The sequence below is a fragment of the Jeotgalibacillus aurantiacus genome, from assembly GCF_020595125.1.
Lineage (GTDB): Bacteria > Bacillota > Bacilli > Bacillales > Jeotgalibacillaceae > Jeotgalibacillus > Jeotgalibacillus aurantiacus.
In genome coordinates this window covers 851,531-877,176 of the sequence record NZ_JACNMS010000001.1, presented here as the reverse complement: position 1 = coordinate 877,176, position 25,646 = coordinate 851,531, and the positions used below count along the sequence as shown (strand labels likewise).

General features: G+C 46.9%; 27 protein-coding genes. 18 read left to right on the top strand and 9 right to left on the bottom strand.

Going from position 1 to position 25,646, the window contains the following annotated elements; genetic code table 11:
* Positions 1-176: 176 nt before the first annotated feature.
* The 4 genes from nadB to H7968_RS04150 all read left to right on the top strand — a co-directional run bounded on the left by nadB (position 177) and on the right by H7968_RS04150 (position 4,642).
* Entirely contained in the window at positions 177-1,745 is a 1,569-nt protein-coding gene (nadB, locus tag H7968_RS04165; protein WP_319799477.1) for an L-aspartate oxidase, read from the top strand.
* Complete coding sequence (gene nadC / locus H7968_RS04160; RefSeq protein ID WP_227394967.1) at positions 1,714-2,571, top strand: carboxylating nicotinate-nucleotide diphosphorylase; 858 nt, start codon at positions 1,714-1,716, stop codon at positions 2,569-2,571. The genes nadB and nadC overlap by 32 nt, the downstream gene beginning before the upstream one ends.
* Positions 2,568-3,527, top strand: coding sequence for a quinolinate synthase NadA (gene nadA / locus H7968_RS04155; protein WP_227394966.1), 960 nt, complete (start codon positions 2,568-2,570; stop codon positions 3,525-3,527). Before nadC ends, nadA begins: the two co-directional genes overlap by 4 nt.
* A gap of 605 nt (positions 3,528-4,132) precedes the next feature.
* The gene (locus H7968_RS04150) at positions 4,133-4,642 is read left to right on the top strand and encodes a hypothetical protein (protein WP_227394965.1); all 510 of its coding nucleotides are present in this window, start codon (positions 4,133-4,135) and stop codon (positions 4,640-4,642) included.
* Positions 4,643-4,709: 67 nt separating this feature from the next.
* On the opposite strand, the gene H7968_RS04145 is transcribed toward H7968_RS04150, so the two are convergent.
* A complete protein-coding gene (locus H7968_RS04145; RefSeq protein ID WP_406566360.1) occupies positions 4,710-5,852 on the bottom strand; it encodes a Leu/Phe/Val dehydrogenase in 1,143 nt (380 codons plus the stop codon).
* A 61-nt stretch (positions 5,853-5,913) separates the two neighbouring features.
* On the bottom strand, positions 5,914-6,144 hold the full coding sequence (locus H7968_RS04140) for a DUF1450 domain-containing protein (protein ID WP_227395088.1): 231 nt from the start codon (positions 6,142-6,144) through the stop codon (positions 5,914-5,916).
* A gap of 442 nt (positions 6,145-6,586) precedes the next feature.
* Here H7968_RS04140 and hppD point away from each other — a divergent pair, with 442 nt between their 5' ends.
* The 7 genes from hppD (at position 6,587) to H7968_RS04105 (ending at position 13,730) form a co-directional block, all read left to right on the top strand.
* Entirely contained in the window at positions 6,587-7,708 is a 1,122-nt protein-coding gene (gene hppD, locus H7968_RS04135; RefSeq protein WP_227394964.1) for a 4-hydroxyphenylpyruvate dioxygenase, read from the top strand.
* Positions 7,695-8,654, top strand: a complete 960-nt coding sequence (locus tag H7968_RS04130) for a hypothetical protein (RefSeq protein WP_227394963.1) — start codon at positions 7,695-7,697, stop codon at positions 8,652-8,654. Before hppD ends, H7968_RS04130 begins: the two co-directional genes overlap by 14 nt.
* Positions 8,655-8,668: 14 nt before the next feature.
* Positions 8,669-9,946: a fumarylacetoacetase gene (gene fahA / locus H7968_RS04125; RefSeq protein WP_227394962.1), complete on the top strand. Its 1,278-nt coding sequence runs from the start codon at positions 8,669-8,671 to the stop codon at positions 9,944-9,946.
* Positions 9,947-9,959: 13 nt separating this feature from the next.
* Positions 9,960-11,111: a homogentisate 1,2-dioxygenase gene (locus H7968_RS04120; RefSeq protein ID WP_227394961.1), complete on the top strand. Its 1,152-nt coding sequence runs from the start codon at positions 9,960-9,962 to the stop codon at positions 11,109-11,111.
* Between the two features lie 155 nt (positions 11,112-11,266).
* Entirely contained in the window at positions 11,267-12,697 is a 1,431-nt protein-coding gene (gene nhaC / locus H7968_RS04115; RefSeq protein ID WP_227394960.1) for a Na+/H+ antiporter NhaC, read from the top strand.
* Positions 12,698-12,737: 40 nt separating this feature from the next.
* Positions 12,738-13,049: a YerC/YecD family TrpR-related protein gene (locus H7968_RS04110; protein WP_227394959.1), complete on the top strand. Its 312-nt coding sequence runs from the start codon at positions 12,738-12,740 to the stop codon at positions 13,047-13,049.
* 102 nt (positions 13,050-13,151) lie between these two features.
* The gene (locus H7968_RS04105; RefSeq protein ID WP_227394958.1) at positions 13,152-13,730 is read left to right on the top strand and encodes a nucleotidyltransferase family protein; all 579 of its coding nucleotides are present in this window, start codon (positions 13,152-13,154) and stop codon (positions 13,728-13,730) included.
* A 34-nt stretch (positions 13,731-13,764) separates the two neighbouring features.
* On the opposite strand, the gene H7968_RS04100 is transcribed toward H7968_RS04105, so the two are convergent.
* Entirely contained in the window at positions 13,765-14,607 is an 843-nt protein-coding gene (locus H7968_RS04100) for an HAD family hydrolase (RefSeq protein ID WP_227394957.1), read from the bottom strand.
* Between the two features lie 186 nt (positions 14,608-14,793).
* Here H7968_RS04100 and H7968_RS04095 point away from each other — a divergent pair, with 186 nt between their 5' ends.
* From H7968_RS04095 to H7968_RS04085, 3 genes are read left to right on the top strand one after another with little or no spacing between them, the layout of a single operon-like run.
* Positions 14,794-16,830 carry a BglG family transcription antiterminator gene (locus H7968_RS04095; RefSeq protein WP_227394956.1) on the top strand — a complete coding sequence of 679 codons (2,037 nt, stop codon included), beginning with the start codon at positions 14,794-14,796 and terminating at the stop codon, positions 16,828-16,830.
* A 1-nt stretch (position 16,831) separates the two neighbouring features.
* The gene (locus H7968_RS04090) at positions 16,832-17,113 is read left to right on the top strand and encodes a PTS sugar transporter subunit IIB (protein WP_227394955.1); all 282 of its coding nucleotides are present in this window, start codon (positions 16,832-16,834) and stop codon (positions 17,111-17,113) included.
* 28 nt (positions 17,114-17,141) lie between these two features.
* Entirely contained in the window at positions 17,142-18,488 is a 1,347-nt protein-coding gene (locus tag H7968_RS04085; RefSeq protein ID WP_227394954.1) for a PTS ascorbate transporter subunit IIC, read from the top strand.
* 44 nt (positions 18,489-18,532) lie between these two features.
* Here the strand turns inward: H7968_RS04085 and H7968_RS04080 are convergent, their stop codons facing one another.
* Genes H7968_RS04080 through H7968_RS04065 form a run of 4 tightly spaced genes read right to left on the bottom strand, consistent with a single transcriptional unit; the run spans position 18,533 to position 21,360 of the window.
* Positions 18,533-18,829, bottom strand: coding sequence for a hypothetical protein (locus tag H7968_RS04080; RefSeq protein WP_227394953.1), 297 nt, complete (start codon positions 18,827-18,829; stop codon positions 18,533-18,535).
* Positions 18,830-18,860: 31 nt separating this feature from the next.
* Entirely contained in the window at positions 18,861-20,462 is a 1,602-nt protein-coding gene (locus H7968_RS04075; RefSeq protein ID WP_227394952.1) for a DUF7305 domain-containing protein, read from the bottom strand.
* A complete protein-coding gene (locus H7968_RS04070) occupies positions 20,462-20,890 on the bottom strand; it encodes a type II secretion system protein (protein WP_227394951.1) in 429 nt (142 codons plus the stop codon). Before H7968_RS04070 ends, H7968_RS04075 begins: the two co-directional genes overlap by 1 nt.
* Positions 20,891-20,895: 5 nt before the next feature.
* Positions 20,896-21,360 (bottom strand): prepilin-type N-terminal cleavage/methylation domain-containing protein, encoded by a 465-nt coding sequence (locus H7968_RS04065; RefSeq protein WP_227394950.1) that lies wholly within the window; start codon positions 21,358-21,360, stop codon positions 20,896-20,898.
* A 207-nt stretch (positions 21,361-21,567) separates the two neighbouring features.
* On the opposite strand from H7968_RS04065, the gene H7968_RS04060 reads away from it, so the two are divergent.
* From H7968_RS04060 to H7968_RS04050, 3 genes are all read left to right on the top strand, one after another.
* Positions 21,568-22,263, top strand: coding sequence for a helix-turn-helix transcriptional regulator (locus H7968_RS04060; RefSeq protein ID WP_227394949.1), 696 nt, complete (start codon positions 21,568-21,570; stop codon positions 22,261-22,263).
* 86 nt (positions 22,264-22,349) lie between these two features.
* Entirely contained in the window at positions 22,350-23,246 is an 897-nt protein-coding gene (locus H7968_RS04055) for an EamA family transporter (RefSeq protein ID WP_227394948.1), read from the top strand.
* Positions 23,247-23,259: 13 nt separating this feature from the next.
* A complete protein-coding gene (locus tag H7968_RS04050; RefSeq protein ID WP_227394947.1) occupies positions 23,260-23,463 on the top strand; it encodes a hypothetical protein in 204 nt (67 codons plus the stop codon).
* Positions 23,464-23,495: 32 nt separating this feature from the next.
* Here H7968_RS04050 and H7968_RS04045 read toward each other — a convergent pair whose 3' ends face one another.
* Complete coding sequence (locus tag H7968_RS04045) at positions 23,496-23,831, bottom strand: winged helix-turn-helix transcriptional regulator (RefSeq protein ID WP_227394946.1); 336 nt, start codon at positions 23,829-23,831, stop codon at positions 23,496-23,498.
* Positions 23,832-23,951: 120 nt separating this feature from the next.
* Between H7968_RS04045 and H7968_RS04040 the strand changes: the two genes are divergently transcribed.
* The gene (locus H7968_RS04040; RefSeq protein WP_227395087.1) at positions 23,952-24,443 is read left to right on the top strand and encodes a lactoylglutathione lyase family protein; all 492 of its coding nucleotides are present in this window, start codon (positions 23,952-23,954) and stop codon (positions 24,441-24,443) included.
* 37 nt (positions 24,444-24,480) lie between these two features.
* On the opposite strand, the gene guaC is transcribed toward H7968_RS04040, so the two are convergent.
* A complete protein-coding gene (gene guaC / locus H7968_RS04035; RefSeq protein WP_227394945.1) occupies positions 24,481-25,464 on the bottom strand; it encodes a GMP reductase in 984 nt (327 codons plus the stop codon).
* Positions 25,465-25,646 lie beyond the last annotated feature (182 nt).

Genomic DNA, 25,646 nt, shown 5'->3' with positions numbered 1-25,646 from the left:
TATATACGACAAGCTGATCAAATCTTCTGAAGAAATCGGGAAATAAATACTGTACGTCTGGGAGTGAAGACCGTCCTTACACAGAGGCGAATCTGCCCCCTTGTGTTTCTGTCAAATCTATGTAAAGATAGGTTTTGTGACAGATGTAAAGACACATGTAATTAAAGGGGGTCTTCATCATAAAATGTGAGGATGTTCTCATCATCGGCAGTGGGGTTGCTGCGCTACAGCTGGCGACCATGATTGATACGGAATTAAATGTGAAGATAATCACAAAGTCATCACTTCGAAAGAGTAATTCTTATTTAGCGCAGGGTGGGATTGCGGCGGCTGTTGGGCCGGGTGATTCTCCCGAAAAGCATTATATAGACACGCTTGAAGCGGGAGCCTTTCATTCTGATGAGGCTGCAGCCCGTGAGATTGTCCAGGAAGCATCTGATTTGATTTCAGGTCTTGGCCCTATTTTTGATCGTGATGGGGAAGGGCACCTGCAGCTTGGTCTTGAAGGCGCACACACTGAAAAAAGGATTGTTCATAGCGGCGGTGATGCGACGGGTCAGCATGTGATAGAAGCGCTGCTTGCCAAACTGACCCCTCATGTACAAATAGAAGAAAATATTTTTGCTTATGAGCTGCTGATGGATCACGATCAAAACCGCTGTATTGGTGTAAAAGGTAAATCGGCGGACGGAAGCATCCGGCACTGTTTCGCCCGTCACACGATCATCGCAACAGGCGGCTGCGGTCAGCTGTATTCCTTTACCTCCAACGCTCAAACGGTGACAGGTGACGGGATTGCGGTGGCGTATCTTGCTGGCGCGGCGGTCGCGGATATGGAATTTGTGCAGTTCCACCCAACCCTCCTTTATCAAAATGGGATGGCAAAAGGGCTCGTATCTGAGGCGGTCAGAGGGGCGGGTGCGGTACTCGTGACAGAAGACGGCACGCCGGTGATGCGCGGTATTCATCCGCTTGAGGATCTGGCACCGCGCCATATTGTGTCACAGACGATGTTTGATCTGATTCAAAGTGGTCAGCATGTCTACCTGGATATCAGCAAAATTGATCAGTTCGAAAAGCGATTTCCGTCCATAACGGCACTGTGTGCAAAAAATGGGATTAGCATTTCAGACGGAAGGATTCCGGTTGCGCCAGGCAGTCATTTTTTAATGGGCGGGATTAAGACGGATCTGAAAGGACAGACCACCGTTGCGGGATTGTATGCCATTGGGGAGGCAGCCTGCACCGGCTTTCACGGAGCAAACCGCCTCGCCAGCAATTCTCTTTTAGAGGGGCTGTTTCAGGGTAAACGTCTTGCAGAATGGATTAATAATCATGACGATCAAACGTCAATTACACCGGATCTGAAACGCACCAGCATATATAAAAAGCTTCCGGTGCCGGACATTCAAACACTGCAGGCAAGCATGATGGCAAACGTCGGCATCGTCCGGTCAAAAGAAGGGTTAACGAGGCAAAAGCAGTGGTTTGATTCATTTCAGCTAAATGAAGTTCGTGACCTGGACGCATATACCATTTCTGAGCTCACCGGGTTTTTGATGGGCGTGACGGCTTCGCTGATCACAAAGGCTGCGCTGAAAAGGACGGAGAGCCGGGGTGGGCATTTCAGAGCGGATTTTCCGTTTGAGGATGATCAGCATTGGCTGAAGAAAACGATCGTTCAGACGAACAAAGGGGAAGTGAGGGTAAAAGATGAACGCATTAAAGCTGCGATCAAGCATTGAGCAATTTTTGATAGAGGATATTGGTGAGCAGGATCTGACCACGGATCTGATTTTTACCGATGGCACTGAGGGAGAAATCGTCTTTTTAGCAAAAGAAGCAGGAATTTTCTGCGGAGAGGACATCATTCGCACAGGTTTTGCGCTTTTACAGCCGGATGTTCAGGTCGAGCTGTTTGTAGAAGATGGGGATTCGATTTCAGTCGGACAGCGTTTAGCTGTGGTTTCAGGTCAGATTTCCACGCTTTTAAAAGGGGAGCGGGTGGTGTTGAATCTGGTTCAACGGATGAGCGGGATTGCAACGCTGACCAGAAAAGCCGTTGAAACGCTTGGTGATACGGAGACGAGAATTTGCGATACGAGAAAAACAACGCCGGGACTTCGGATGATTGAGAAGTATGCGGTCCGCTGCGGTGGCGGCTTCAATCATCGCTACGGACTGTATGACGGCGTAATGATCAAGGATAATCATATTTCATTTGCAGGCTCGATTACTGAAGCTGTTGAGCGGGTCCGGAAAAGTGCCGGGCATATGGTCAAAATGGAGGTTGAAACAGAAGCGCGTACGCAGGTGCTTGAAGCAGTAGAGGCAGGAGCGGATGTGATCATGTTTGATAACCGCACGCCAGATGAAATCATTGAGCTGAAAAAACTCGTGCCGGATCACATTGTGACGGAGGCTTCAGGGGGTATCACGCTTGAGAATCTGGCAGCCTACCGCGATTGCGGCGTTCACTACATTTCGCTTGGATTTTTAACACATTCATATAAAGCGCTGGATATCAGTGTGAAAGTCACTGCTGACGCTGAAAAGGGGATTTTGATATGACAACAACCGTAACGAAAAACCGTCTGATTGAGGAAATTCAGGAGTGGAAGGAAAAGCGCAATGCGATCATTCTGGCGCATAATTACGAGATTCCGGAGGTGCAGGATATCGCGGACGTGCTGGGAGATTCACTCATGCTTGCCCGCGCAGCTGCTGAGACGACGGCCGATGTCATCGTATTTTGCGGGGTCCATTTTATGGCGGAAACCGCAGCTGTGTTAAATCCGGAGAAGACTGTCCTGTTACCTGATCTCGAGGCGGGCTGCTCACTGGCAGATTCCATTACAGCCGATCAGCTCCGCGACTGGAAAGCAGAGCATCCTGAGGCGGTCGTTGTGGCATACGTGAACACGACAGCTGAGGTGAAAGCGTTAAGCGATTACTGCTGCACATCTTCAAATGCGGTCGCGATCGTCAACTCCATTCCTGCGGATCAGGAGATTCTGTTTTTACCGGATATGTTCCTTGGTGCATTTGTTCAAAAAGAAACGGGCCGTGAGAACATGCATATTTGGATGGGCGAATGCCACGTGCACGCAGGGATCCGTCCGGAGCAGGTAGAAGATGTCATGACCAAGCACCCTGACGCTGAATTGCTCGTCCATCCTGAGTGCGGCTGCTCCACATCAAGCATGTACCTGACTGCTGAAGGCGTTCTGCCGCAGGAAAAGACGCACATTTTGTCGACAGGCCATATGCTCAAACACGCAGAAAACGCAGCGGCAGACGAATTTATTGTTGCAACTGAAGTCGGCATTATCCACCAGATGCAAAAGAAAAATCCGGAAAAACGCTTCATCGCAGCCAATGCCGAAGCCATCTGCCCATTCATGAAAATGATCACCCTCGAAAAAGTCCTGGCAGCCCTCAAAGAAAACCAGCACGTGATTACCGTGCCGGAAGCAACCGCTAACAAGGCAAAACGCGCGATTGAGCGGATGATTGCGATTGGGTGAAGGTAGACATGGGTCTGTACCTGACTCTGTCCAGCTCTAAACATACGGAGGTTCATAGAATTTTGATCGTTGTTCGGAAAATATTAGCGGTGGTTCATGGAATGTTGGGGATGGTTCACAAAATAAGAGAGACGGTTCACAAGATTTCAGGCAACTTTCCAAGGATTGTGTCATTTGACCTATGAGCGTAGAGGAGGGTCTGTCCCAGGAGCTACGGTAGACTTGGGGAAAGACCCATGTCTACATAAAAAAAGCAGAGCTGGATTGCTGGCTCGGCTTTTTTGTAATTGGTCATATTGATATACTAAAAAAGATGAATTTTCTAAAAAATGGAGGCGAAACATTTGGAATTCATTTTTCTTCTGTTCATTGTGCCCTTACTCGGTGTGCTCTGGGTAATAAATTTATTTATGTTTATAAAGAAAATACACGCTAAAAAAAGCACTCATAATCAAACCGTATTAGGCATTGCTCTGACCTTTGGTTTTATATTTGCACAGATGTATAGTTTTCTCATGTTGTTAGGGTAAGTGTAGATTTCAGGGACAGATCCCAAGTCTACGCAGTGATCCAGCCATAATCCGTTATAGGTGGTGTCTATAATCATGAAAGACCGATTTTACCTCAACGATCAACGTTTTCCGGAAGCCAGAGAGACGATCATGCATATCCTCTGGATGTATCATGATATGGCCAGAAGCTACGGTGGGTTTGGCCATAACATTGACTTCGAACCTGTAGACTATGAAAAGTTCTTATTTGCAACCGTCATGTCTGAAAAAGATGAAGTGATTTACGGAAAAGAGGCGGAGCTCTTGCACCAGGGCTCGATCATTGCACTAGGCTGCGAGGTTGTGAATTTGTTAGATGAAGAACAAAGAAATCCAAAGATTTATGACTTCATTGATCAAACGCTCAACATGCCCGAACTTGATCATCACAAAAATGATCAAGCTTTTCTACAGGCCATGAAGGACGCCTTTGATGAGGAAACGGATGCTGCATGGGAAAGGTTACCCAAAGGCGCGATTCTCAACCAACACCTAAAGGATGTTTATGAAAAATATGTATTAGGTTACTACTTAAACAGAGTGAATGAGGTCCGATTACGGTAGACCGGAGGGACAGACCCCAACTCTACGCAAAAAAACAGAGCCAAACCGGCTCTGTTTTTTATAAATTTTAATGCCTCACATCCCACTTCGCACACTTTCTTGGTGAGAAGAAGCTGTTGCGGCGTCTTCTTGTGGCCATGCGCTGTTCGCACATGGTGTTGGCGGCTTCGATGGTGGTGATGTTTCTTTCGTCTGCCTGGGCGAAGATTTCAAGCAGGGAGTGATAGATGGCTTTTGTTTTTTTCAGGACGCGTTCTTTGTTTGGCGTGTAGAGCTCATCGGTTACCTGAATAATGCCGCCGCTGTTGACGATATAATCCGGTGCGTAGAGAATGCCTTTTTCTTTTAACGTCACAGCAAGCGACTCGTGTAAAAGCTGGTTGTTGGCAGCTCCTGTGATGGCCTTGACCTTTAGCTGTTCAGTCGTCTGCTCATTGATGATGCCGCCAATGGCACATGGGACAAAGATGTCAGCCGGTACGCTGTAAATGTCGTCTCCCTGAACCGGAATCACGCTTCTGCCCATCAGCTCACCTTTTTGTACAAGCGCGTTGATCATATCAGGATTAATATCTGTCACATACAAATTCGCACCTTCCTTTAATAAATGCTCAGCGACTTTGAATCCAACTTTACCAAGCCCCTGAATGGAGAATGTTTTTTCAAGAAGGTTTTCTGTACCGTATAAAGTCTTCGAAACCGCTTTGATCCCATACAGGACGCCAAGCGCAGTCGGAATCGACGTTTCACCGCCACCGCCATATTCCTCCGGCAGCCCGGCGATACAGTTCGTCTCTTTGTGCGAGTGCACAAAGTCCTCAAGCACCGTTCCCATATCCGTCCCTGTGTAAAAGCGGCCGTTCAGCGACTCAACAAACTGACCGTATGCCCGGAACAGCTCAGGCGTTTTATCCTTCGATGGATCCCCGATAATCACACCTTTTCCGCCCCCAAAATCAACGTCAGCAGCTGCACACTTATATGTCATTCCTTTAGAAAGCTTCAGCACGTCCTCAAGCGCTTCCTCAGTCGTCTCATAATTTCTCATCCTCGTCCCGCCAATCGCCGGTCCAAGTGTTGTGTTATGTATCGCAATAATCGCCCGCAGGCCCGTTTCCGGATCATTACAAAATACGACCTGCTCGTGCTCCTGCATTAACTCAAAAAGATCTGCTGACATCGCAGTCTTTGTCTCAGCCTTTGTCATCATCTTCATCCCATCTTACCCCCGCTTGTAAATTAATATGCCAGTAAAATAAAGCGCTTACATTTTATTGCGTCGAAACCGATTGTCCAAGCTTATCCATAATCGCAGGAAAAAGCTGATCTACTTGATCACAAAACACACCCTTACCATCTACAATCGCAAAAGGCTGAACAATACACTGACCACAAAAATTCAAGCAAAGCCGCTCCACCACTTCCGTATCAGCTAACTCCCTCACACGCTGCTTTGTCTCCCCAAGCTCACCTTTAAAATTATTCGGGCAAAACTTCACCATATGCGTCACGCCACACAACCTCCCATCGATAATCACACTGCTTGCAGTGATTATAAAGACGCCACAAACGCGATCGCAAGGATCGAGGTCAAAGCACTACCGCATGATCGTGATAAAGGATTTTTTTATGACCATTGATCAACTACAAAAAATTTCCAATCGCGGCAATTTTGATTTTCAAAGATAAGTGTCCGTTTATCAGATCAGAGTGCTGGACCTCACCCGACACTCCTGCGGCAGTGAAGCGACAGGTGAAACCGATGTGCGAAGCACAGTGGGTTCACCGCGCGGCCGCGGAAAGGGAGGGTGAGGTCCGGCACGATTGCCTTCAAACCTTCACCCTTCTATCAATTTCACGCGTTAAAGTAAGCGTTTGCAATGTGACATACTAAAGATTAAAATTTTTAAAAAGATTCTAAATTTTTTCTAGGAGGCCCTAAAAATGGCAAAAGACGTAACTGAATTAAACAACGAAACAATCAAAGACGTATTCCCGGTCGAAAGCTTTCATCACCTTGAGCTGTATGTCGGCAACGCCAAGCAATCTGCGTATTTTTTCTGTCATGCATTCGGTTTTGAAATTAAGGCTTACCGTGGTTTAGAGACGGGCAGCCGCGAGCGCGTATCATATGTGCTGGAGCAGGGCATGATCCGCCTTGTCATCACGGGTTCTTTAACTGACCAGACTGATATCGCGGCATTCGTTAAGCTGCACGGTGAAGGCACTAAAGATATTGGACTTAAGGTATCTAACGTGGACGAGGCTTATCACGGCGCGATTGAGCGTGGCGGCATTGCCAATCAGGAGCCCTGGACAGAAAGTGATGAAAACGGCACGGTTAAAAAAGCGATTATTGGTACATATGGAGATGTGGTACACACACTGATTGAAAATCAGGATTACAAGGGCAGCTTCCTTCCTGGCTACGAGCCTTATGAAGGTCCAGGGACGGCAAAGTCAATCGGTCTTGTCGGGATCGACCATGTTGTTGGAAATGTGGAGCGCATGGATGAGTGGACGAGCTATTATGAAAAAGTGTTTGGGTTTAACGTGCTGAAGCATTTTGATGATGAAAATATTTCAACGGAATATTCTGCTCTCATGTCAAAGGTGATGATGAACGGAACAGGCCGTATCAAGTTTCCAATCAATGAGCCGGCTGAAGGGAAACGCAAGTCTCAGATTCAGGAATACCTTGATTTCCATAACGGTCCAGGCGTTCAGCATTTAGCTGTGCTGACGAATGACATTATCTCCACGGTTCGTGCGCTGCGTGAAAATGGCGTGGAGTTTTTACAGACGCCATCCACGTATTATGAGGATCTTGTAGCACGCGTTGGTGACATTGATGAGGATGTGCAGAAGCTTCAGGAGCTGAATATTTTAGTGGACCGCGATGATGAGGGATATCTGCTGCAGATTTTCACAAAGCCGATTGTTGACCGCCCGACACTGTTTATTGAGATCATCCAGCGTAAAGGGGCGCGCGGCTTTGGCGAAGGGAATTTTAAAGCGCTTTTTGAGTCCATTGAACGTGAGCAGGAGCGTCGTGGAAACATTTAAGGCGCACATTCCGGCGGGGATACAGGCGTATTTATCGGGGCTAATCGATTATGCCGGACTGTTTCCACCGGCTCAGCTCTCTATGAATGATGCAGTTCGCAACTACGCTTCCTATCTTGCTGACAAAGATGCCTGGATGCTCGGCCGTTTTATTATTCCTGCAGTCAGGCTGAATGAGCTGCAGCCTTATCTCAAGCTGTTTACACAAAAACAAAGGCTGGACTGCTCGGTCATTGCCAGAAAAAGTCCGACGGATGCAGAGGTTCTTCCCTATTTCAAGGAAGATCTGCAAGTCATCCGGACCTTTCTGGCAAAGGCGGAGGGACAGGTGGCGGTGTCCATGATTGAGCTGCCTCTCCCAGCAACACCGGAGCCGTCGTTACTAAAAGAAATTGCGGAGCAATCAGCCAGTCTTGCGATCCGGACATTTCTTGAGCTTCCGGATGAATCAGCTGGAGAGCAGCGCCTTTTAAAAGCGCTTGATGCCATTGCTCATCACAATCGGACCCAGGACACAACACTTGGTTTTAAATTCCGGACAGGCGGCGTGACGGCAGCTGCTTTTCCGGAGCCAAAGCAGCTTGCATGGATCCTGAAAGCCTGCAGCGACAGGGGGGTTCCGCAAAAGTTCACGGCAGGCCTGCACCATCCGGTTCGTATGTATCGATCTGAGGTGCAAACGGAGATGCACGGCTTTTTAAATGTATTCACGGCTGCCATGCTGACGAGGGTTCATAATCTGGCACCTGAAACGATTACAGAGATCCTAAAAGATCAAAATTCCACAGACTTTACCTTATCCAAAACCGGAGCAGGTTGGCGGGAGCTAGGCATCTCAGTAGAAGAGATTAAAAAGTTGCGTAAAACAGCGTTCATTTCCTATGGCAGCTGCAGCTTTACCGAGCCGCTCGAGGATTTGCGTACGCTTGGACTGTTGAACGAATAGAAAGGACGGTCATCATGAGGTCATTTATTCAGGTAGATCCGTCTTCTCACTTTCCGATTCAGAATTTACCATATGGGGTTTTTAAGACTTCAAATGAAGGAGATCCCCGGATTGGTGTGGCGATTGGCGACTACATTCTGGATTTGTCAGTGCTTGAAGCGGAAGGTTTTTTCAGGCGTGCAGGGTTCAAAGAGGAGGCCGTCTTTAATCAGCCATCCCTCAATCGTTTTATGAGTCTTGGAAAACAGAATTGGACGCTAGTCAGAGAGGAGATTCAGCGGCTTTTACATGAGGATGAACCGGAGCTGAGAGATCATACTGAGCTGCGGGAAAAAGCAATCATTCCAATGAAAACAGCATCTTTATTACTCCCGGCTCAAATCGGGGACTACACCGATTTCTATGCATCAAAGGAGCATGCGACCAATGTGGGTACGATGTTTCGGGGGAAGGAAAATGCCCTGATGCCAAACTGGACGTCTTTACCTGTTGGATATCACGGTCGCGCAAGCTCTGTTGTGGTCAGCGGGACGGATGTGCGCAGGCCAAGAGGTCAGATGAAGCCACCAGGAGCGGATGCGCCGGTTTTTGGTCCGACCCGTCAGCTTGATCTTGAGCTTGAGATGGGCTGGTTTATTGGCCCGGGTAATGAGCAGGGTAAGCCGGTTGCGATGAAGGATGCGGAGGATCAGATTTTTGGACTTGTGCTCGTCAATGATTGGAGCGCACGGGATATTCAGGCGTGGGAATATCAGCCACTTGGTCCATTTTTAGCGAAAAGCTTTGCAACGTCTGTGTCACCGTGGGTCATTCCGCTTGAGGCGCTTGAGCCTTTTCGTAAGGAAGGTCCGATTCAGGATCCGGAGCCTCTTCCTTATTTGCAGAAAACAGGGGCTCAGTCTTTTGATATTAAGCTTGAAGTGTATATGAAAAGCCGTGAAATGGAGCAGCGACAGCGGATCATGTCGACGAACTTCAGTTACCTGTACTGGAGTATGGCGCAACAGATCAGTCATCATACGGTGGCGGGCTGCAATCTGCGGTCTGGCGATTTGCTTGCATCAGGCACGATCAGCGGTCCGGAAAAAGTACAGCGCGGCAGTATGCTTGAGCTGACGTGGCGCGGTGCAGATCCGGTTGAGCTTGAATCGGGTGAAGAGCGTCAATGGATTGAGGATGGGGACGAAATTACGATAACTGGGTGGTGTCAGGGGGACGGCTACCGGATTGGTTTTGGGGAAGTCACAGGTCGCATTGTACCTGCATTAGTGGAAGCCGATATGAAGGGGTAGGAGGACGAAGGCGATGCCGTTTTATCAACAGATGGGGAAAATCCCACACAAACGACATACGATGTTTAAAAAAGAGGACGGCTCATTATTTCGTGAGCAGGTGATGGGAACGAAGGGCTTTTCAGGTATACAGTCCATTTTGTATCACCATTATCCGCCAACAGCGATGACTGAATCGACGCTGATTGGAGAGTGCAGGGTAGAGTACGAGGAGCAGGCTGCGCTCGCTCCGCGCCATTTGTATTCTCATGAGTATAAAGAGGAAACAGATGCGGTTAAGGGTAGACAGTATCTGCTTGGGAATGATGATGTACTGATTGGTGTCGTCAATCCAACAAAGCCGATGGACTACTTTTACCGAAACGGCGACGGAGATGAAGTGCTGTTTGTTCATTACGGTACAGGGAAGGTTGAATCCACGTTTGGTACGCTGCCTTATAAGCCGGGTGATTATATCGTCATTCCGATCGGGACGATTTATCGCATCGTGCCGGATGAAGGCGAAACGAAATTTCTCGTGATTGAGACGAACAGCTGGATCACAACGCCGAAGCGCTACCGTAATATTCACGGGCAGCTGCTTGAGCACAGCCCGTTTTGTGAGCGCGATTTTCATCCGCCTTCAAAGCTTGAGACGTTTGATGACCGGAGTGAGTATCATGTGAAAACGAAGTCCAGAGGCTTTATGCATTTACATACGTTTGGCCACCATCCACTCGATGTGGTCGGCTGGGACGGCTATTTGTTCCCTTATACGTTTAACGTGAGTGACTTTGAACCGATTACCGGCCGCGTGCATATGCCACCGCCGATCCACCAGACGTTTGAGGCGAATAATTTTGTCATTTGTTCGTTTGTACCGAGAATGTACGATTATCATCCGGAGGCGATTCCGGCTCCTTATTACCACAGTAACGTGGATAGTGATGAGGTTTTGTACTACGTCAAAGGGAATTTCATGAGCCGCAAAGGCGTGAAGGAAGGCTCTGTCACATTGCATCCATCCGGCATTCCGCACGGCCCTCATCCGGGAAAGGTCGAGGCAAGCATCGGTAAAAAGGAAACAGAAGAGCTTGCGGTCATGATCGATACCTTCCGTCCGCTAAAAGTGGTGAAGCAGGCGCATCAATTTGAAGACAAGGATTATAAATACAGCTGGAAGTAAGTGAAAACGCAGGGGTGACTGACCATCTCTGCGTTTTAAAAGGGCTCTTTTAATTGTAAAATGCTGCACTTTATTAAAATGATTAACATGTCACACAGAGGGTTTTCAATGCATTTTAAAAATGCTAACGATTACAAATTGATTGGGGGATCAGAATGAAAACACGTACACCTTCTTTTTTGATGTCTGTTTTGTTAATGGTCGTTTTAACTGCAGTGCTGGGTGTCAGCATTTTGCATTATCAGGTCGCACCTCAAATTCCAATTCTCATTGTAGCGACGCTTGTCGCACTTTATGGCTATTTTCTCGGGTTTAAGTGGAAGGAATTAGAGGGAGCTATGGTGAAAGGAATCTCTGCAGGGCTTCCTTCGATTCTGATTTTATGCATGATCGGTGTGGTCATCGGGATCTGGGCGCTAAATGGAACCGTGCCGACCATGTCCTATTACGGACTGCTGTTTTTATCACCTCAGTTTTTCTTATTATCCGCTGTTGTGCTTTGTGTCGTTGTATCTGTGATGACAGGAAGCTCCTGGAGTGCGATCAGTACAATGGGTGTCGCGCTGATGGGGGTTGCCTACGGAATGGATATTTCTCCTGCGATGACGGCGGGCGCGGTTGTCAGTGGGGCGATTTTCGGAGATAAGATTTCACCACTGTCTGATACGACAAACCTTGCTTCTGCGATCGGGAAGGTCGATATTTTCGAGCATATCCGCTATATGCTCTGGACGACGATTCCTGCGCTGCTGATTACGATGGTGATCTTTACAGTCATTGGTCTTGATACGCGTTTTGTGAATCCGGACCTTGCACAAATTGAAGAGATGACGCAGATTTTACGCGACCAGTTTCCGCTGACCGCGATCACACTGCTGTCACCGCTTGCGATTATCCTGCTTGCCTTAAGAAAGGTTCCACCGCTGCCAACACTGCTATGCGGTTTACTAATTGCCGTATTGACTGCTTTTTATACAGTTCCAGGTGTGACACTTGGAGAGCTGATGGCTACAGCGCATTTCGGCTACACGGCTGAAACGGGTGTGGAAGCTGTGGACAGTCTACTTTCTTTAGGTGGTCTGGCCAGTATGATGTTTGGTGTATCGATTATTTTAGTGGCACTTGCATTTGGCGGTCTGATCCAGCTGATCGGTTTCCACCAGGTCATCATTGAGGGTATTGCAGGCTTCCTGAATAAAAAAGGCAATGTCATTTTGACAACCGTTTTATCTTGTATTGGGGTCAATGTGGTGATCGGGGAAGCGTATCTGTCGATTATATTGCCTGGGCAGATGCTTGAGTCCTCTTATAAAAAAGCGGGTCTTCATCCGAAGAACCTGTCCAGAACACTTGAGGATGCCGGAACTGTTGTGCATCCGCTTGTACCGTGGGGTGTGTCAGGAGCCTTTATCATGTCCACATTGAGTGTAGGGATGGGTTATGTATTATTCAGCTTTATGTGTATCATCACACCGATTATCGCCATTATCATAGGGTACTCGAAATTCCTTGCTGTGCTGCCGCCTGAGGAAGCAAATGCCTTTGCGGAAAATGCAGTGCTTGAGGAAAAGAAAATGGTATTGTAATAAACATTTCTGATGACAGTTTGAAATGGGGAGTGGCACGATGAAGGCCGGGAAAGAACAAACCAGCCGTGAACAGTTTTTTGAAGCGCTTCTTTCTTTGACATCAATTGAGGAATGCATCAATTTTTTTGAGGACATGGCGACTGAAAAGGAGCTCGAAGCCTTTATGCAGCGCTACCAGGTCGCTGTTCGACTCATGAACGGTGAAACCTACGAGCAAATCGAACACGAAACCAACGCCCGCTCCAGCATGGTCTCCCGCATCAAGCGCTGCCTAGGGAAGGAACAGAGTGGCTTGAGAATGGTGCTTGTGAGGCTGGGGAAAGAGGATAAGAGGAAGATTGGGTGTTGATTCATAAAGTTGTGCCCGCATTTGCGCTGATGCGTAAGTGCGGGTTTCTTTGTGTTAAAATAAGAATGTATGTTCGGTTATGATAAGAGGAGATGAGATCACTTGTTAAAAAATGAAGAAGACATCCACAACTTAATCCAATCGGACAGGCAAATGATGAGCATCATTCGAGCAGCGGGGACACTTGGTCTGCCGGACTGGTGGATTTGTGCGGGGTTTGTGCGTTCGAAAATCTGGGATACGCTTCACGGATTTGATGAACGGACGAGCATTCCGGATGTGGATGTGATTTATTTTGATCCGGCTGATCTGCGTGAGGAAACGGAAAAAGGGTATGAGCAGCGTCTGTTTCAAATGATGCCGGAGGTGCCGTGGTCTGTGAAAAACGAAGCAAGAATGCATCTGGTGAACGGTCTTGCTCCTTACACTTCCTCTGAGGATGCCATCTCAAAGTTTCCTGAAACGGCAACGGCACTCGGGGTCACACTCGATCAGCAGCACAAGCTCGTGCTGACGGCACCAAGCGGTCTTGAGGATGTTCTTAATCTTCAGGTGAAGCCAACTGCTTCTTTTACAGAAACAAAAGAGCGTGCAGCCATTTACGAAGAGCGGCTTGTTAAAAAGAACTGGCAGTCCATCTGGCCAAAGGTGAGTGTTACTTCAATCAAACCAGTTACATAGAAACAGAGCGGAGTAATTTCCCCGCTCTCTTTATTTAAAATTCTTTCAAGAACCGGAACAGTCCATCTTCTTTATAGCCGTGTGTGGTTACTTCATCAGCGGCCTGCTTCACATGCGGCTCTGCATTTTGCATGGCAACGGCCCGGCCCGCGTATTGAAACATGGGTAGGTCATTTTCACTGTCCCCGACAACCATCAGCTGATTAGGAGTCATGTTCCATTTTTGCAGTAGCATCTGAATACCCGTAGCCTTTGACACGCCTGCGTTCATGATCTCCACGTTATGCAAAGACGAGGACGAGGTGGAGAATGAAAAGTTCACCGCTTCTTTCTCAAGCCTTCTTTTCCAATCATTAATTTTTTCAGGGCTCATGCTGAAAAAATACACCTTCACATGTCCTTCAAATGATGGTGTTGACGTCCATTGAATATCCTTTTTCACCGCTTCCTGCCTGGCAAGAAGTTCATTGTCGTGGAGCGTGTTAGGCTGCTTTTGTGCAAGCATTTCCTGAAACAATGCCTGATCCTTCTTTAGTGAAAAACGTTCCCCGTGCAGCGGATGCACCTCGTAATAAATGCCTTCTGCGCCAGCTGCCTGAATGACTCTTTCCACCAGTTCAGCGTCCAGTGTGTGCTCAGCAAGCGTTGTATTCCCCAGGTAACTCCCCATTCCATTTGCAGAAACGATTCCGTCTGGTTGAAGCGTTTCCGGCAGCACATCCTCAATTTCCTGCTTTGTTCTGCCTGATGCTAAAATCAGCCGGACTTCATGATCGGTCTGCCATTTAGAAAGCAGCTCGGCCAGACGTGGGCTGACTTGATTTGAGGCATCGAGAACGGTTCCATCCATATCTAAAGCGATTACTTTTGGTTTCAACGATACCGCCTCCTGTTTGTCGTCTGTTGACTTATTAGTTAAAGTATAAAGTCTATACGAGAAGCAACATAGGCGTGCTGAGCCCAATTTGTGTTGAAGGGCCGGACAGAGATTGGACCCTGAACGTGTTGCGACAGTGATGTAAGCGCTTTACAATAGCATTAAGAAACGGAGGGACTTCCTTTGATGGATCAGAAATCGTACGAGTTTCTTGAAAGGATTACCCAATATCAGCAGATTACAAAGCCTGAAATTATGATGGAGCTCAACCTGACAGAGCGTCAATTTCAGTACTTGTTTGAAAAGACAAATAGCTCGCTGAGTATCATTCAGCTTCCACCGGTGGAAATGAATAATCTGATGTTCCGTGTAGATGATCAAATTAAAAGCTTTATCAAAAAAGAAGCTCCCCTTTCCGTAAAAGGTAATGACCTGATCGTTTCTGAACAGGATCGCCCGCTGATGATTTATCTGTACACCTTTATCAGACAGGAAGTCATCTCAAGCTATCATTATCAGCTCGTCCTGAATGTCAGTAAGAATACGGCGCTGACGGATGTGAAAAAGGCGAGGGAGCTGTGCGTTGAATGGAACCTGAAGCTTGACTATCAGCGGATGGATGGATATTTCCTAAAGGGATCTGAAATGGATAAGCGAAGACTCGCAATCTATTGTATTGACACCCTGCTCTCGAAGCCGCTTGGAAAAGAAATCATCATCAGCACGATCAAAGCCTGGGAGCTTGAGTCGCTCATGATGGAAACGACAGCGCAGATTGAGAATTTCCTGCAAACGAAGCCTCTGCGTCTCGTAAGAAGCAGGAAAGTCGAAATGATGTATCACCTGATTTTTGTGAAAATGCGTCAAAAGAATAGCCAGCTCCATTTCGAAGATCATGAAAAATTACTTTTGGAGGAGCAGGACATGTTCCATGATGCGGCTGAGTTAGCTGCATTATTGTTCCCGGAAGCGGGCGAACAGGAAATGTATTTTGTCGCCATTCAGCTGCTGACAAGCCAGGAGGAGATGAATCCGCAGGTTCATTTGACGCTTCAGAAACTCGCAGAAGAAATTGTTGATGAGTTCGAGCGGAATACGCTGCTGCCGATCCGCCATAAAGCGTATCTAGTCAAAAGTTTATTCAATCATCTTGTACCGACTTATTTCCGGCTGACGTTTGGCATTCCGCTCATGAATCCAATGACAGACAAGATTAAAGAGGATTATCACGAGCTCTTTCAATTTGTTGAAAAGTCACTGCGTCCACTCACTGACTGGACAGGTAAAGGGATCAGCGAAGCGGAAATCGGGTATTTTACCCTTCATTTCGGAGGGTATCTGGAAAAATTCAATGAGGATGAACCGGATAAGATCAGCGCCTTAATTGTCTGTTCAAATGGCGTCAGCTCATCTGTGATGCTGCGCTCGCAACTGATAGAGCTGTTCCCGGGGATTGATTTTTCCAGAATCCATACGACAGATCATGTGCAAAAGTTGTCTCCTTCAAGCTACGACCTGATTTTCTCAACGGTACCGATCACGTCTGTGAAGCCGGTGTACCGGGTAAAGCCTTTACTTTCCATTGTTGAGAAGACGCACTTGATTCAGGAGGTAACCTCTGCTTTTCCGCAGTTAAATAAACGCAATATAGATATTGAACAAGTAATGGATGTTGTCCGGCGGCATGCAGATATCAAAAACGAGAAGAAGTTGATATCTGAGCTGGTCGAACTGATGTATATGAATAACACAGCGAAAAGGTGGAGAAAACCAATGCTTTCAGAACTATTAACAGAAGAAACCATTCAATTTACAGACGAGCCGCTTGATTGGAAAACAGCGATCAAAAAAGCGGCAGAACCTTTGGTCACTTCCGATACAGTGGAGCCGAGGTATGTGGATGCAATGATTCATAACGTCGAGGAAGCCGGTGCTTATATTCATATCGGGAAAGGCATCGCGATTCCGCACGCAAGACCTGATGCGGGTGTGAACGAGGTTGGGATGTCTTTTTTAAGAACAAGACAGCCTGTAAAGTTACTCGACCAGGAGGAGCATCAGATCGATGTGTTTGTATGCCTGGCTGCTGTTGACAGTGAAGCGCACTTAAAGGCACTTGCTCATTTAACAAAGCTGCTTGGCAATGAAAAAGCGCTGAATACGTTGAAAAATGCAGACTCTGCAGAACAAATTATTAACATGATTAAAGAGGGGGAAGAATAAGATGAAAATTTTAGCGGTATGCAGTTCAGGACTTGGCACAAGTTTTATGGTGGAGATGAACATTAATCAGGTATTAGGAGAGCTTGGCATTACAGGTGTTGAGGTGAATCACTCTGATTTAAGCTCAGCTTCACCGGGTGATGCAGACGTGTATTTCCTTGCGAAGGATATTGCAGAAGGCGGGGCACACCTTGGTGAAGTAGTCGTGCTCGATAACATTATTGATATGGATGAGTTAAGAGATAAGGTCCGCAAGATGGCCGAAGAAAAAAACCTGATTTAACATCAGGTTCATGAGAGGGTGAGACAATATGAACAGTGTATTGACAACGCTGGTGGATATTTTGAGTCAGCCGGCTATTCTCGTTGCCATGATCGCGTTAATCGGTCTGATCGCGCAGCGGAAAAACCTGTCTGACACGATGAAAGGAACAACGAAAACCTTTGTCGGCTTCCTGGTGATTGCAGCCGGAGCCGGCATTTTGGAAACGTCACTCATTCCATTTGGCACCATGTTCCAGGAGGCGTTTAATGTAGCGGGGGTCGTACCGAATAACGAGGCAATCGTCGCACTGGCTCTAAATGAGTATGGTTCAAACACGGCGCTTATCATGTTTTTCGGTATGATCGTGAATATTTTGATCGCCCGTTTTACACGCTTTAAGTATATTTTCTTAACGGGGCACCACGCACTGTATATGGCGTGTATGCTCGCTGTGATTATGGCGGTTGCAGGGTTTAATACCATACCACAGATTGCTGCAGGAGCCGTTGCGCTTGGTATTATCATGACCTTGTCACCAGCGATTCTTCAGCCGTTTATGAGAAAGCTGACGGGTAACGACAATGTCGCACTGGGTCATTTTAGTGCTGTTGGTTATGCGTTGAGCGGTTTAGTTGGAAAGGCAGTAGGCGGTAAAGAACCAACGTCTACAGAAAAAATTGATTTCCCGAAAGGTCTTGGATTCCTTCGGGACAGTACGGTCAGTATCGCACTGACAATGGTCGTGATGTACTTTGTTGTTGCCATCGCAGCAGGTCCAACCTTTATTGAAGCTGAGCTCAGTGATGGAACGAACTATCTCGTGTTCTCACTGATTCAGGCTGGTAACTTTGCGGCTGGTGTGTTTGTCATCTTAGCGGGGGTTCGTCTAGTACTGGCGGAAATCGTCCCTGCCTTTAAAGGGATCTCAACAAAGCTTGTACCGAACGCGAAGCCGGCACTCGATGTACCGATTGTCTTCACGTACGCGCCAAATGCCGTGCTGATCGGATTCTTCTCAAGCTTTGCCGGTGGTCTGTTCAGTATGATCTTTATGGCGCTTGCAGGAAGCACCATCATTCTGCCGGGCGTTGTGCCACACTTCTTCACCGGAGCCGCTGCTGGCGTATTCGGTAATGCAACAGGTGGTATAAGGGGTGCCGTAGCCGGTTCCTTTGTAAACGGGATCATCATTTCATTCCTGCCTGTATTCTTACTTCCGGTTCTCGGAGAACTTGGCTTTGCGAACACAACATTCTCAGACGCAGACTTTGGCGTAGGAGGCATCTTCTTCGGATCTCTTGCCAACTTAGGCGGACCGATTGCCATCGTGATCAGTCTGATTGTCATTCTGTTACTAATGGCCATTCCGTTTAAAAAGAAAGCGACGGCGTAAGGCTTCTAATATAAAAAAGTCAGGAGACTGTGCTCCTGACTTTTTTATTCATTTACCACACGAATTTCTTCCGCAAAAGCCTCTTCGATTTGTTGATTCAGCGAAACCTTGATCTGATCGCCGACTCTTAAATCAGTGAGATCTGACGCTGCTCCAGTTAGGCGTGTCTGTTCATTAAATGAGATTGTGATAAGGACATATTGCTCTTCAGGGTCCTGTTCCGCGGGTGCAATCGTCAGTACATTTCCGCTGATTTCCTCTATGACACCTTCTGTTGAAGAAGCCTGGCAGCCTGAGAGTAGCAAAAACATGAACACGACTGATAGGTAGAAATATCTCAAACACTTTCCTCCATTTCTCTCACCTTTAAGATCACTGCTCACTCAGCTCATCCGCCTTCAAAAAACTGCCGTCATCAGCATAACGGATAATTTCAATTTCCTCGTCAGGTGTTCCGGGGCTGGGACCTTCCCATTCACCATAGTCGTTTTTTGGCGGGTTGATGGAGCCGTTGCCGGAAATGTTGAAATTCTTAACAATCAGATTGCCATTCACATTTCCGTTTCCGGTGATAAAGAAATTACTGTTCGGCGCAAGAACAAGCCTGTCTACAGTATCAGAGTTTCCAGATGTTGTGATCTCAGCTTCCCCGTACACAAACAGGTCACCGCCGATACTATTGTTTCCTTTAAAATCGAGATTGGCATCTTTCACATGAAGGTTTGCGGTTAATGATGTCTTGCCCGTGAATTTCAGGTCTTCACTTCCTGCATAACGAATCTCAACGTGGTCCTTGTTTCCGTTTGTATTGATTTCACCATCACCGCTTACAGAGAAGTGGTTCTGGACAATTAACTCGAGCTTTCCAGCATTCTTAATTTTAATGCTTCCACCATTTAAATTGAGGTTATCAATAAAAACTTTTCGGTTTTGACCCTGTAAATCAATCGTTAATTCAGCATTGTTCTTTAAGTTAATTTCCTTTAAATAAATGTCCTGACTAAGTTCCAGTGTTTCGTTGTTATTGACATTTAAAATCCCGTCTGTAATGGAATCGCTATCTGGCGGAGTAGGCGCATTAGTTGCAGGAAACGCACTAGCAACAGAAGGTAAGGCAGGCGCTTGATTTACACAGTCGTTTTTGGCGTTCTCTAAGCTTGTATTTTCAAAAACTTCACCCGTGACATCGGACTTTTTATTTTGTAAATAGACCTCTTTCTCCGAATAAATATCCCCATCAACTTCTCCACCGTTCAGCGTGACATTACCTTTGGCATAAACGTTTCCATCAATCGATGTTTTGTTTTTATCCAGATAAACATTTCCGTCAGCATAAATCGGACCTTTCAAATCCTTGCCGTTATGGTAAAAATCCCCTGTCGCGTAAACCGAATAACACGCGCGGTATTTAACCGTTTCGCCACCGCTACCTGGGATGGTCACAAGCTCGGTTTCTGCATTCACATTCATCTGGACCTGCACCTGCTGGCTCAGTTCTTTTGTCTGACCTGGCAGGTTTTTGCCCGGAATCGTGCCGGTGGAGGTGATTTCATAAATGAGAGGGGACGTGCTGATCTGTGTCACCTCGGTTGTTGAAACCGGGGTCACGGACTGCTGTTCCTCGTAGGTGACGGTTTTCGTGAAGCTGAGATGCTCATTCACGCGTGATTGTACGCGGCTGTAAAAGGTTGAAGTGAAGTTAAACGCTGCTTTTTCTTCCGGATCCAATGCGTCATACTGGGCTTTGACTTCCTGATATGCATTGGCAGCAATCGCATTCAGCTCGGCCCGTTTTTCCACGAGTCCGGCTTCTGCAATGTAATAGGAGGACTGGTGATCACGTTCATTAACGGACACACTTGTTGTCAAAGAGGTGAATGATAAAATGCTGACAGCAATAATGGAAATAAACGTAACGGCAAAAATCGTTAACAGGAGGGAATAGCCTTCCTGATTATTGACGTGTCTCTTCATTACAGGTCCGCTCCCTTCCGCAACACAATTTGGGTCTGCCATTCCTTTGCCGCCTGATCAATGATGGTGACTTCAAGTGTGTCCCCATTTAATACGACGGTAAAATCAGTGACGCCTCTTGCAAAAGCTGTTCCGTTTTTTAATAGCACGGAATTGCCTGCGTCATAGCTGTACATAATCGTCTCGCCATCCGCTGAAATGGCAAGTTCATCACTTTGAATCGTGACGTTTTCGGGAAAGCGCCTCACATCTGTTGTAATCGAGTTAAGGGCTGTCGTCATGCTGCGGATGCTGAGGCTCTCCTGCTGCTGACTGCTGGCGCTGTTTCCTGTATTAATGACAATTGAGATCACCAGCACAATGACTGAAGAGGTGATGACCAGAACGGCGAGTAATTCAACAAGCGTTAAGCCTTTTTCATTATTCATCGCAGTCAATCCCTCCATTCTATGAGGCTTTCCATTTTTGCTACAGGATGTGCACCTGGCTGCGGATAAACCTCTACAATGGTTCGTCTCAATGTCTGGCCAAGCTGGCTGAATTCGCTGCTTTCAGGTGTATAGGAACGGAGCGTCAGCTCAATGGTATAAGCAGATCCGTCTGAAGCTGTCCCGCTTTTTGCCCAGATACTTTCGCCGGCAGTCGCCGATTGGTTTGTAAAGCCGAGAATATTTGTCATCACGGTTCCGATATCTGCAGAGCTGTACTGCTGTCCGGCTTCGTAAAGCTCCTCCATTTGGCGCTGAGCGATAAAGGTGTAGTCGACAATGTCTTCTGAGGCCTCATTGGAACGGTCAGAAGTGAGAAACATTGTTAAAAAGACGGTCAAAAGCATGGTAATAATGACGATGGAAGCCATCACTTCAATTAATGAGATCCCCTGCTGATTCTTTACCATGCCCTTACCCCCTGACTTTTTGGATATGTTTTAAATAAAAATAGTTCTTTTTATTTATCATAGCATATGGACTGGAAGGAAGTACCGCTGAGTTGGCTCTCGCTCTCACAATTTTTCTATGGCCATTTAACATGGGCAAAACTCTAACAGTCACTTATAATCAAACGTATAAATGAAGAAGATCAGGGAGAAAGGAAGGCGTAACTTGTGCTGTTAAACGAAGTCGTATGCGAAAAAAGATCTTATACAAAAGAATATATGTCTCATCAGCATGCCTACGGCCAATTTCTGTTTCCGCTGCAGGGATCGCTGGATATTGAGACGGATCAGCAGCATGTGCATTTAACGCCGGATTACTGCTTTTATTTACCGCCGGGCTACAATCACGATTACCGCTCTCATGACCGGAACGAATTTTTGATCCTGGATATTCCGACTCTTTATCTGCCGGACAGAACAGATACGATATACACGCGGCTGGATGAGCAATGGTCGGCGATCCGTTATTTACTGCTTGAGGAAGCGGGTCAGCAGAAGGCAGAATCACTGTCTCATTTAACGCGATACGTAACCGGGAAGCTTGAGGTGCAAAGGCATGCTTCAATTGAGTATCTGCATAGCCACTTCAGAGAGCCGGTCCGCCTTGAAACACTGGCAGCAATGGAACATTATCACCCTGCCTATTATTCTGCCTGGTTTAAAAAGCAGACCGGTAAAACGGTTAAAGCGTATGTATCTGACCTCCGTTTAAAAGAGGCACAGTCTCTTTTGAGGGAAAGCAGCTGGACGATTGGAAAAATCAGCGAGGAGACCGGCTTTGAAAATGCGTCTTCTTTTACAAGGTGGTTTGCCGGACAGACCGGTTTTGCGCCAAAGCAGTACAGACATCTTAAAAATGGTTAACAAAGACCTTTGAAACGGTATAGAAAAGTCCGCCGCTCTTTTCTATGCTTAAACAAAGGTCTTTTTTAAAAGGGGAGGTTGGGGAGATGCAGGCAAAGCTGGCTCCTTTTTTCATATTAATGGCGGCGGTTTTGTGGGGAACGACCGGTACCGCGCAGGCGCTCGCTCCGGACGGGGTCCATCCGATTGCGATCGGAGCGGTCAGAATGGCGATAGCAGGATTGTTTTTGATGGGGTTGTTACGCGCAACCCGCTCATTTAATCCGAAGGGTTGGCCAATCCCGGCACTGCTGATGGCAGCCCTGAGTATGGCTGCGTATCAGCCGCTGTTTTTCTCAGCTGTTACGATGACGGGTGTCGCGATTGGGACGGTGGTGGCGATCGGCAGTGCACCGGTGCTTTCGGGTTTACTTGAATGGCTGTTTTTAAAGGTGCGGCCGGCTCGTGTATGGTGGATTTCAACGGTATTATCCATCGCGGGCTGTATCATGCTATTTAGCAATCAGGGAGCTGTACAGGCAGATCCGGCAGGCATTTTGCTTGCGCTTGGTGCGGGGCTGTCTTTTGCGGTCTATACGATTGTGAACCGTAAGCTCGTTCAGCATCATCCGCCGCTATCTGCGGTTGCCGCCGTGTTTACACTGAGTGCCGTGATGCTGTCACCATTTCTGTTTATCTTTGATATCTCCTGGGTGTTAAACGTTCGGGGACTTAGTGTTGCGTTGCATTTAGGGGTGATCACAACGGCTGTCGCTTACATACTATTCTCACGGGGCTTGTCGCACACATCATCCTCCACAGCCGTTACGCTGTCACTCGGTGAACCGCTGACTGCTGCCATGCTGGGTGTTTTAGTATTAAACGAAGCTTTGAGTTTACTTTCCTGGTTAGGTGTAGGATTGTTGTTACTTGGCATTGGCGTCCTGATCTTTTCAACAGCGCGCAAAGGTACCCGGCAGCGCCTGGATCAAAAAACGGCTTAAGGAAGTGAGGGCATTGAAGAAAACAGTCACGTTTTCATTTGAGACGGAGAATAAAGCTTTTTCTGCGACTGAAACCTTCCCGTTAGAAGAGCTTGGGGTTGATGAAGGCCTTTTAGGAGAGGCACTTCAGCAAAAGCTTGAGGACGTGTTTCAGCAGTGGATGATGAATAAGCTGAATGTTTCTTATAGTATTGTGGTCGATGAAGAGAAGGTTTGAATCATCAATAGAGGCAGGGAGCAGAAGGCCGGTTATTCGCCTTGCTCCCTGCCCCATTTATGCATTTCCTCAAGCAACGGCTTTAGTGTTAACCCTTTTTCAGAGATCGCGTATTCAACCTTCGGTGGCATCTCATTATATTGAGTACGAATGATCAGTCCCTCCTGCTCAAGCTCCTTCAGTTGCTGGCTCAGCATTTTATGGGTAATGCCCGGAAGCAGACGCCTAAGTGCATTATAGCGTTGCGTGCCGTCAAAAATAATATGCCAAAGAATGACAAGTTTCCACTTGCCTCCGACTTTATTCAGGGTATATTCAATGGAGCATTTCAGTTTCCCGTGCTCATCCACTTCAATATTTTCAGTCATCTTATTGCCTCCTTTACTATCCTTTTGGGTAGTATCTTACTTAAAAGTGCATTCTTGTGTGTAGAAGAATACGCCTTTATGATAGGTGCTGTCAAACAAATAAGGAGGTATTATCAGATGATGACGTATCCAAGAAATTTTTCTCATATTGGTCTTTCAGTGCCGGATTTAGATAGAGCAGTAGCGTTCTATACAGAGGTTTTAGGATGGTACACCATTATGGAGCCCTCTCCCGTGTATAACGATGATACGGCGATCGGGCAAATGTGCCGCGATGTATTCGGGAACGACTGGGAGCAGTTTCGTATTGCCCATCTGTCTACAGGAGATAAGATTGGAGTAGAGCTGTTTGAATTCCCTCAGAATGAAAAACCGTCCAATAACTTTGAATATTGGAAGACCGGTATTTTTCATTTTTGTGTGCAGGATCCTGACATTGAGGGGCTGGTTGAGAAGATTAAGCAATACGGAGGGAAGCAGCGTATGCCAATCCGTGAGTATTATCCAGACGATAAGCCTTATAAAATGGTGTATGTCGAGGATCCATTCGGCAATATTTTTGAAATCTATACACACAGCTATGAGATGACTTATTCTCAGGGCGCATATTAAATGAAAAGCCGGTACCCTAAGGCGCCGGCTTTTCTCATTAATAAACTTTATCCCCGTTAAAAATCGAGTTCTTCACGACAACATAATCCACATGCTTGATCGCTTCAAGGGTGTTACCGCCTGCATAAGAGATCGAGGACTGCAGATCCTGCTCCATTTCAGTGAGTGTATCCTGCAGAGACCCTTTATGCTCGACGAACATTTTCTTTCCTTCAACGTTCTTCTTTTCGCCTTTTTGGAACTCAGATGCTGAGCCAAAATATTCTTTTACGAGCTTTCCGCCAACCAGTGTCGTCTCACCAGGTGACTCCTCATGTCCTGCAAAAAGGGATCCAATCATGACCATGGAAGCCCCGAACCGGACAGACTTGGCAATATCACCGTGCGTACGGATGCCGCCGTCTGCGATAATTGGCTTGCTTGCCGCCTTCGCACACCAGCGCAGTGCCGCCAGCTGCCAGCCACCCGTTCCAAAACCGGTTTTGATCTTCGTGATACACACCTTACCAGGCCCAATCCCAACCTTTGTCGCATCCGCACCAGCATGCTCAAGCTCACGCACCGCTTCAGGTGTGCCAACATTTCCTGCGATCACAAAGCTCTCCGGTAAATGAGCCTTAATATGCTGAATCATCCGGATTACGGCATTCGAATGACCGTGCGCAATATCAATCGTAATGTAATCAGGAACAAGCTGTTCTGCCGCCAGCTGCTTGATAAAGCCATATTCCTCTTCCTTCACCCCAACACTGATTGACGCAATCAAGCCTTTAGACTGCATCTCTTTTATAAACGAAATACGCGTCTGCGGTTCAAAGCGGTGCATGATGTAAAAGTAACCGTTCTCAGCAAGATAAGCCGCAATCTTTTCATCAATAATCGTCTGCATATTAGCAGGCACCACCGGTAGCTTAAACGTATGCTTCCCAAACTGCACAGATGTGTCACACTCAGATCGACTTTCTACGACACATTTTGCGGGAATTAACTGAATATCCTCGTAATCGAATACATTATCCATATAAAACACTCCTAAAAGCGAATATTATTTTTAATTTAATTAATATTGTTCGTACATATAATAATTTACAGGAGAGTGTGGTGGATGTCAAAGGCTGGTTTTATTTATGAGGAGGAAATTGTGTCGGGCGTGTGGAGGGATAGGTCATTTGGCATGATTTTGTGAAAGGTGGTGCGGATTCT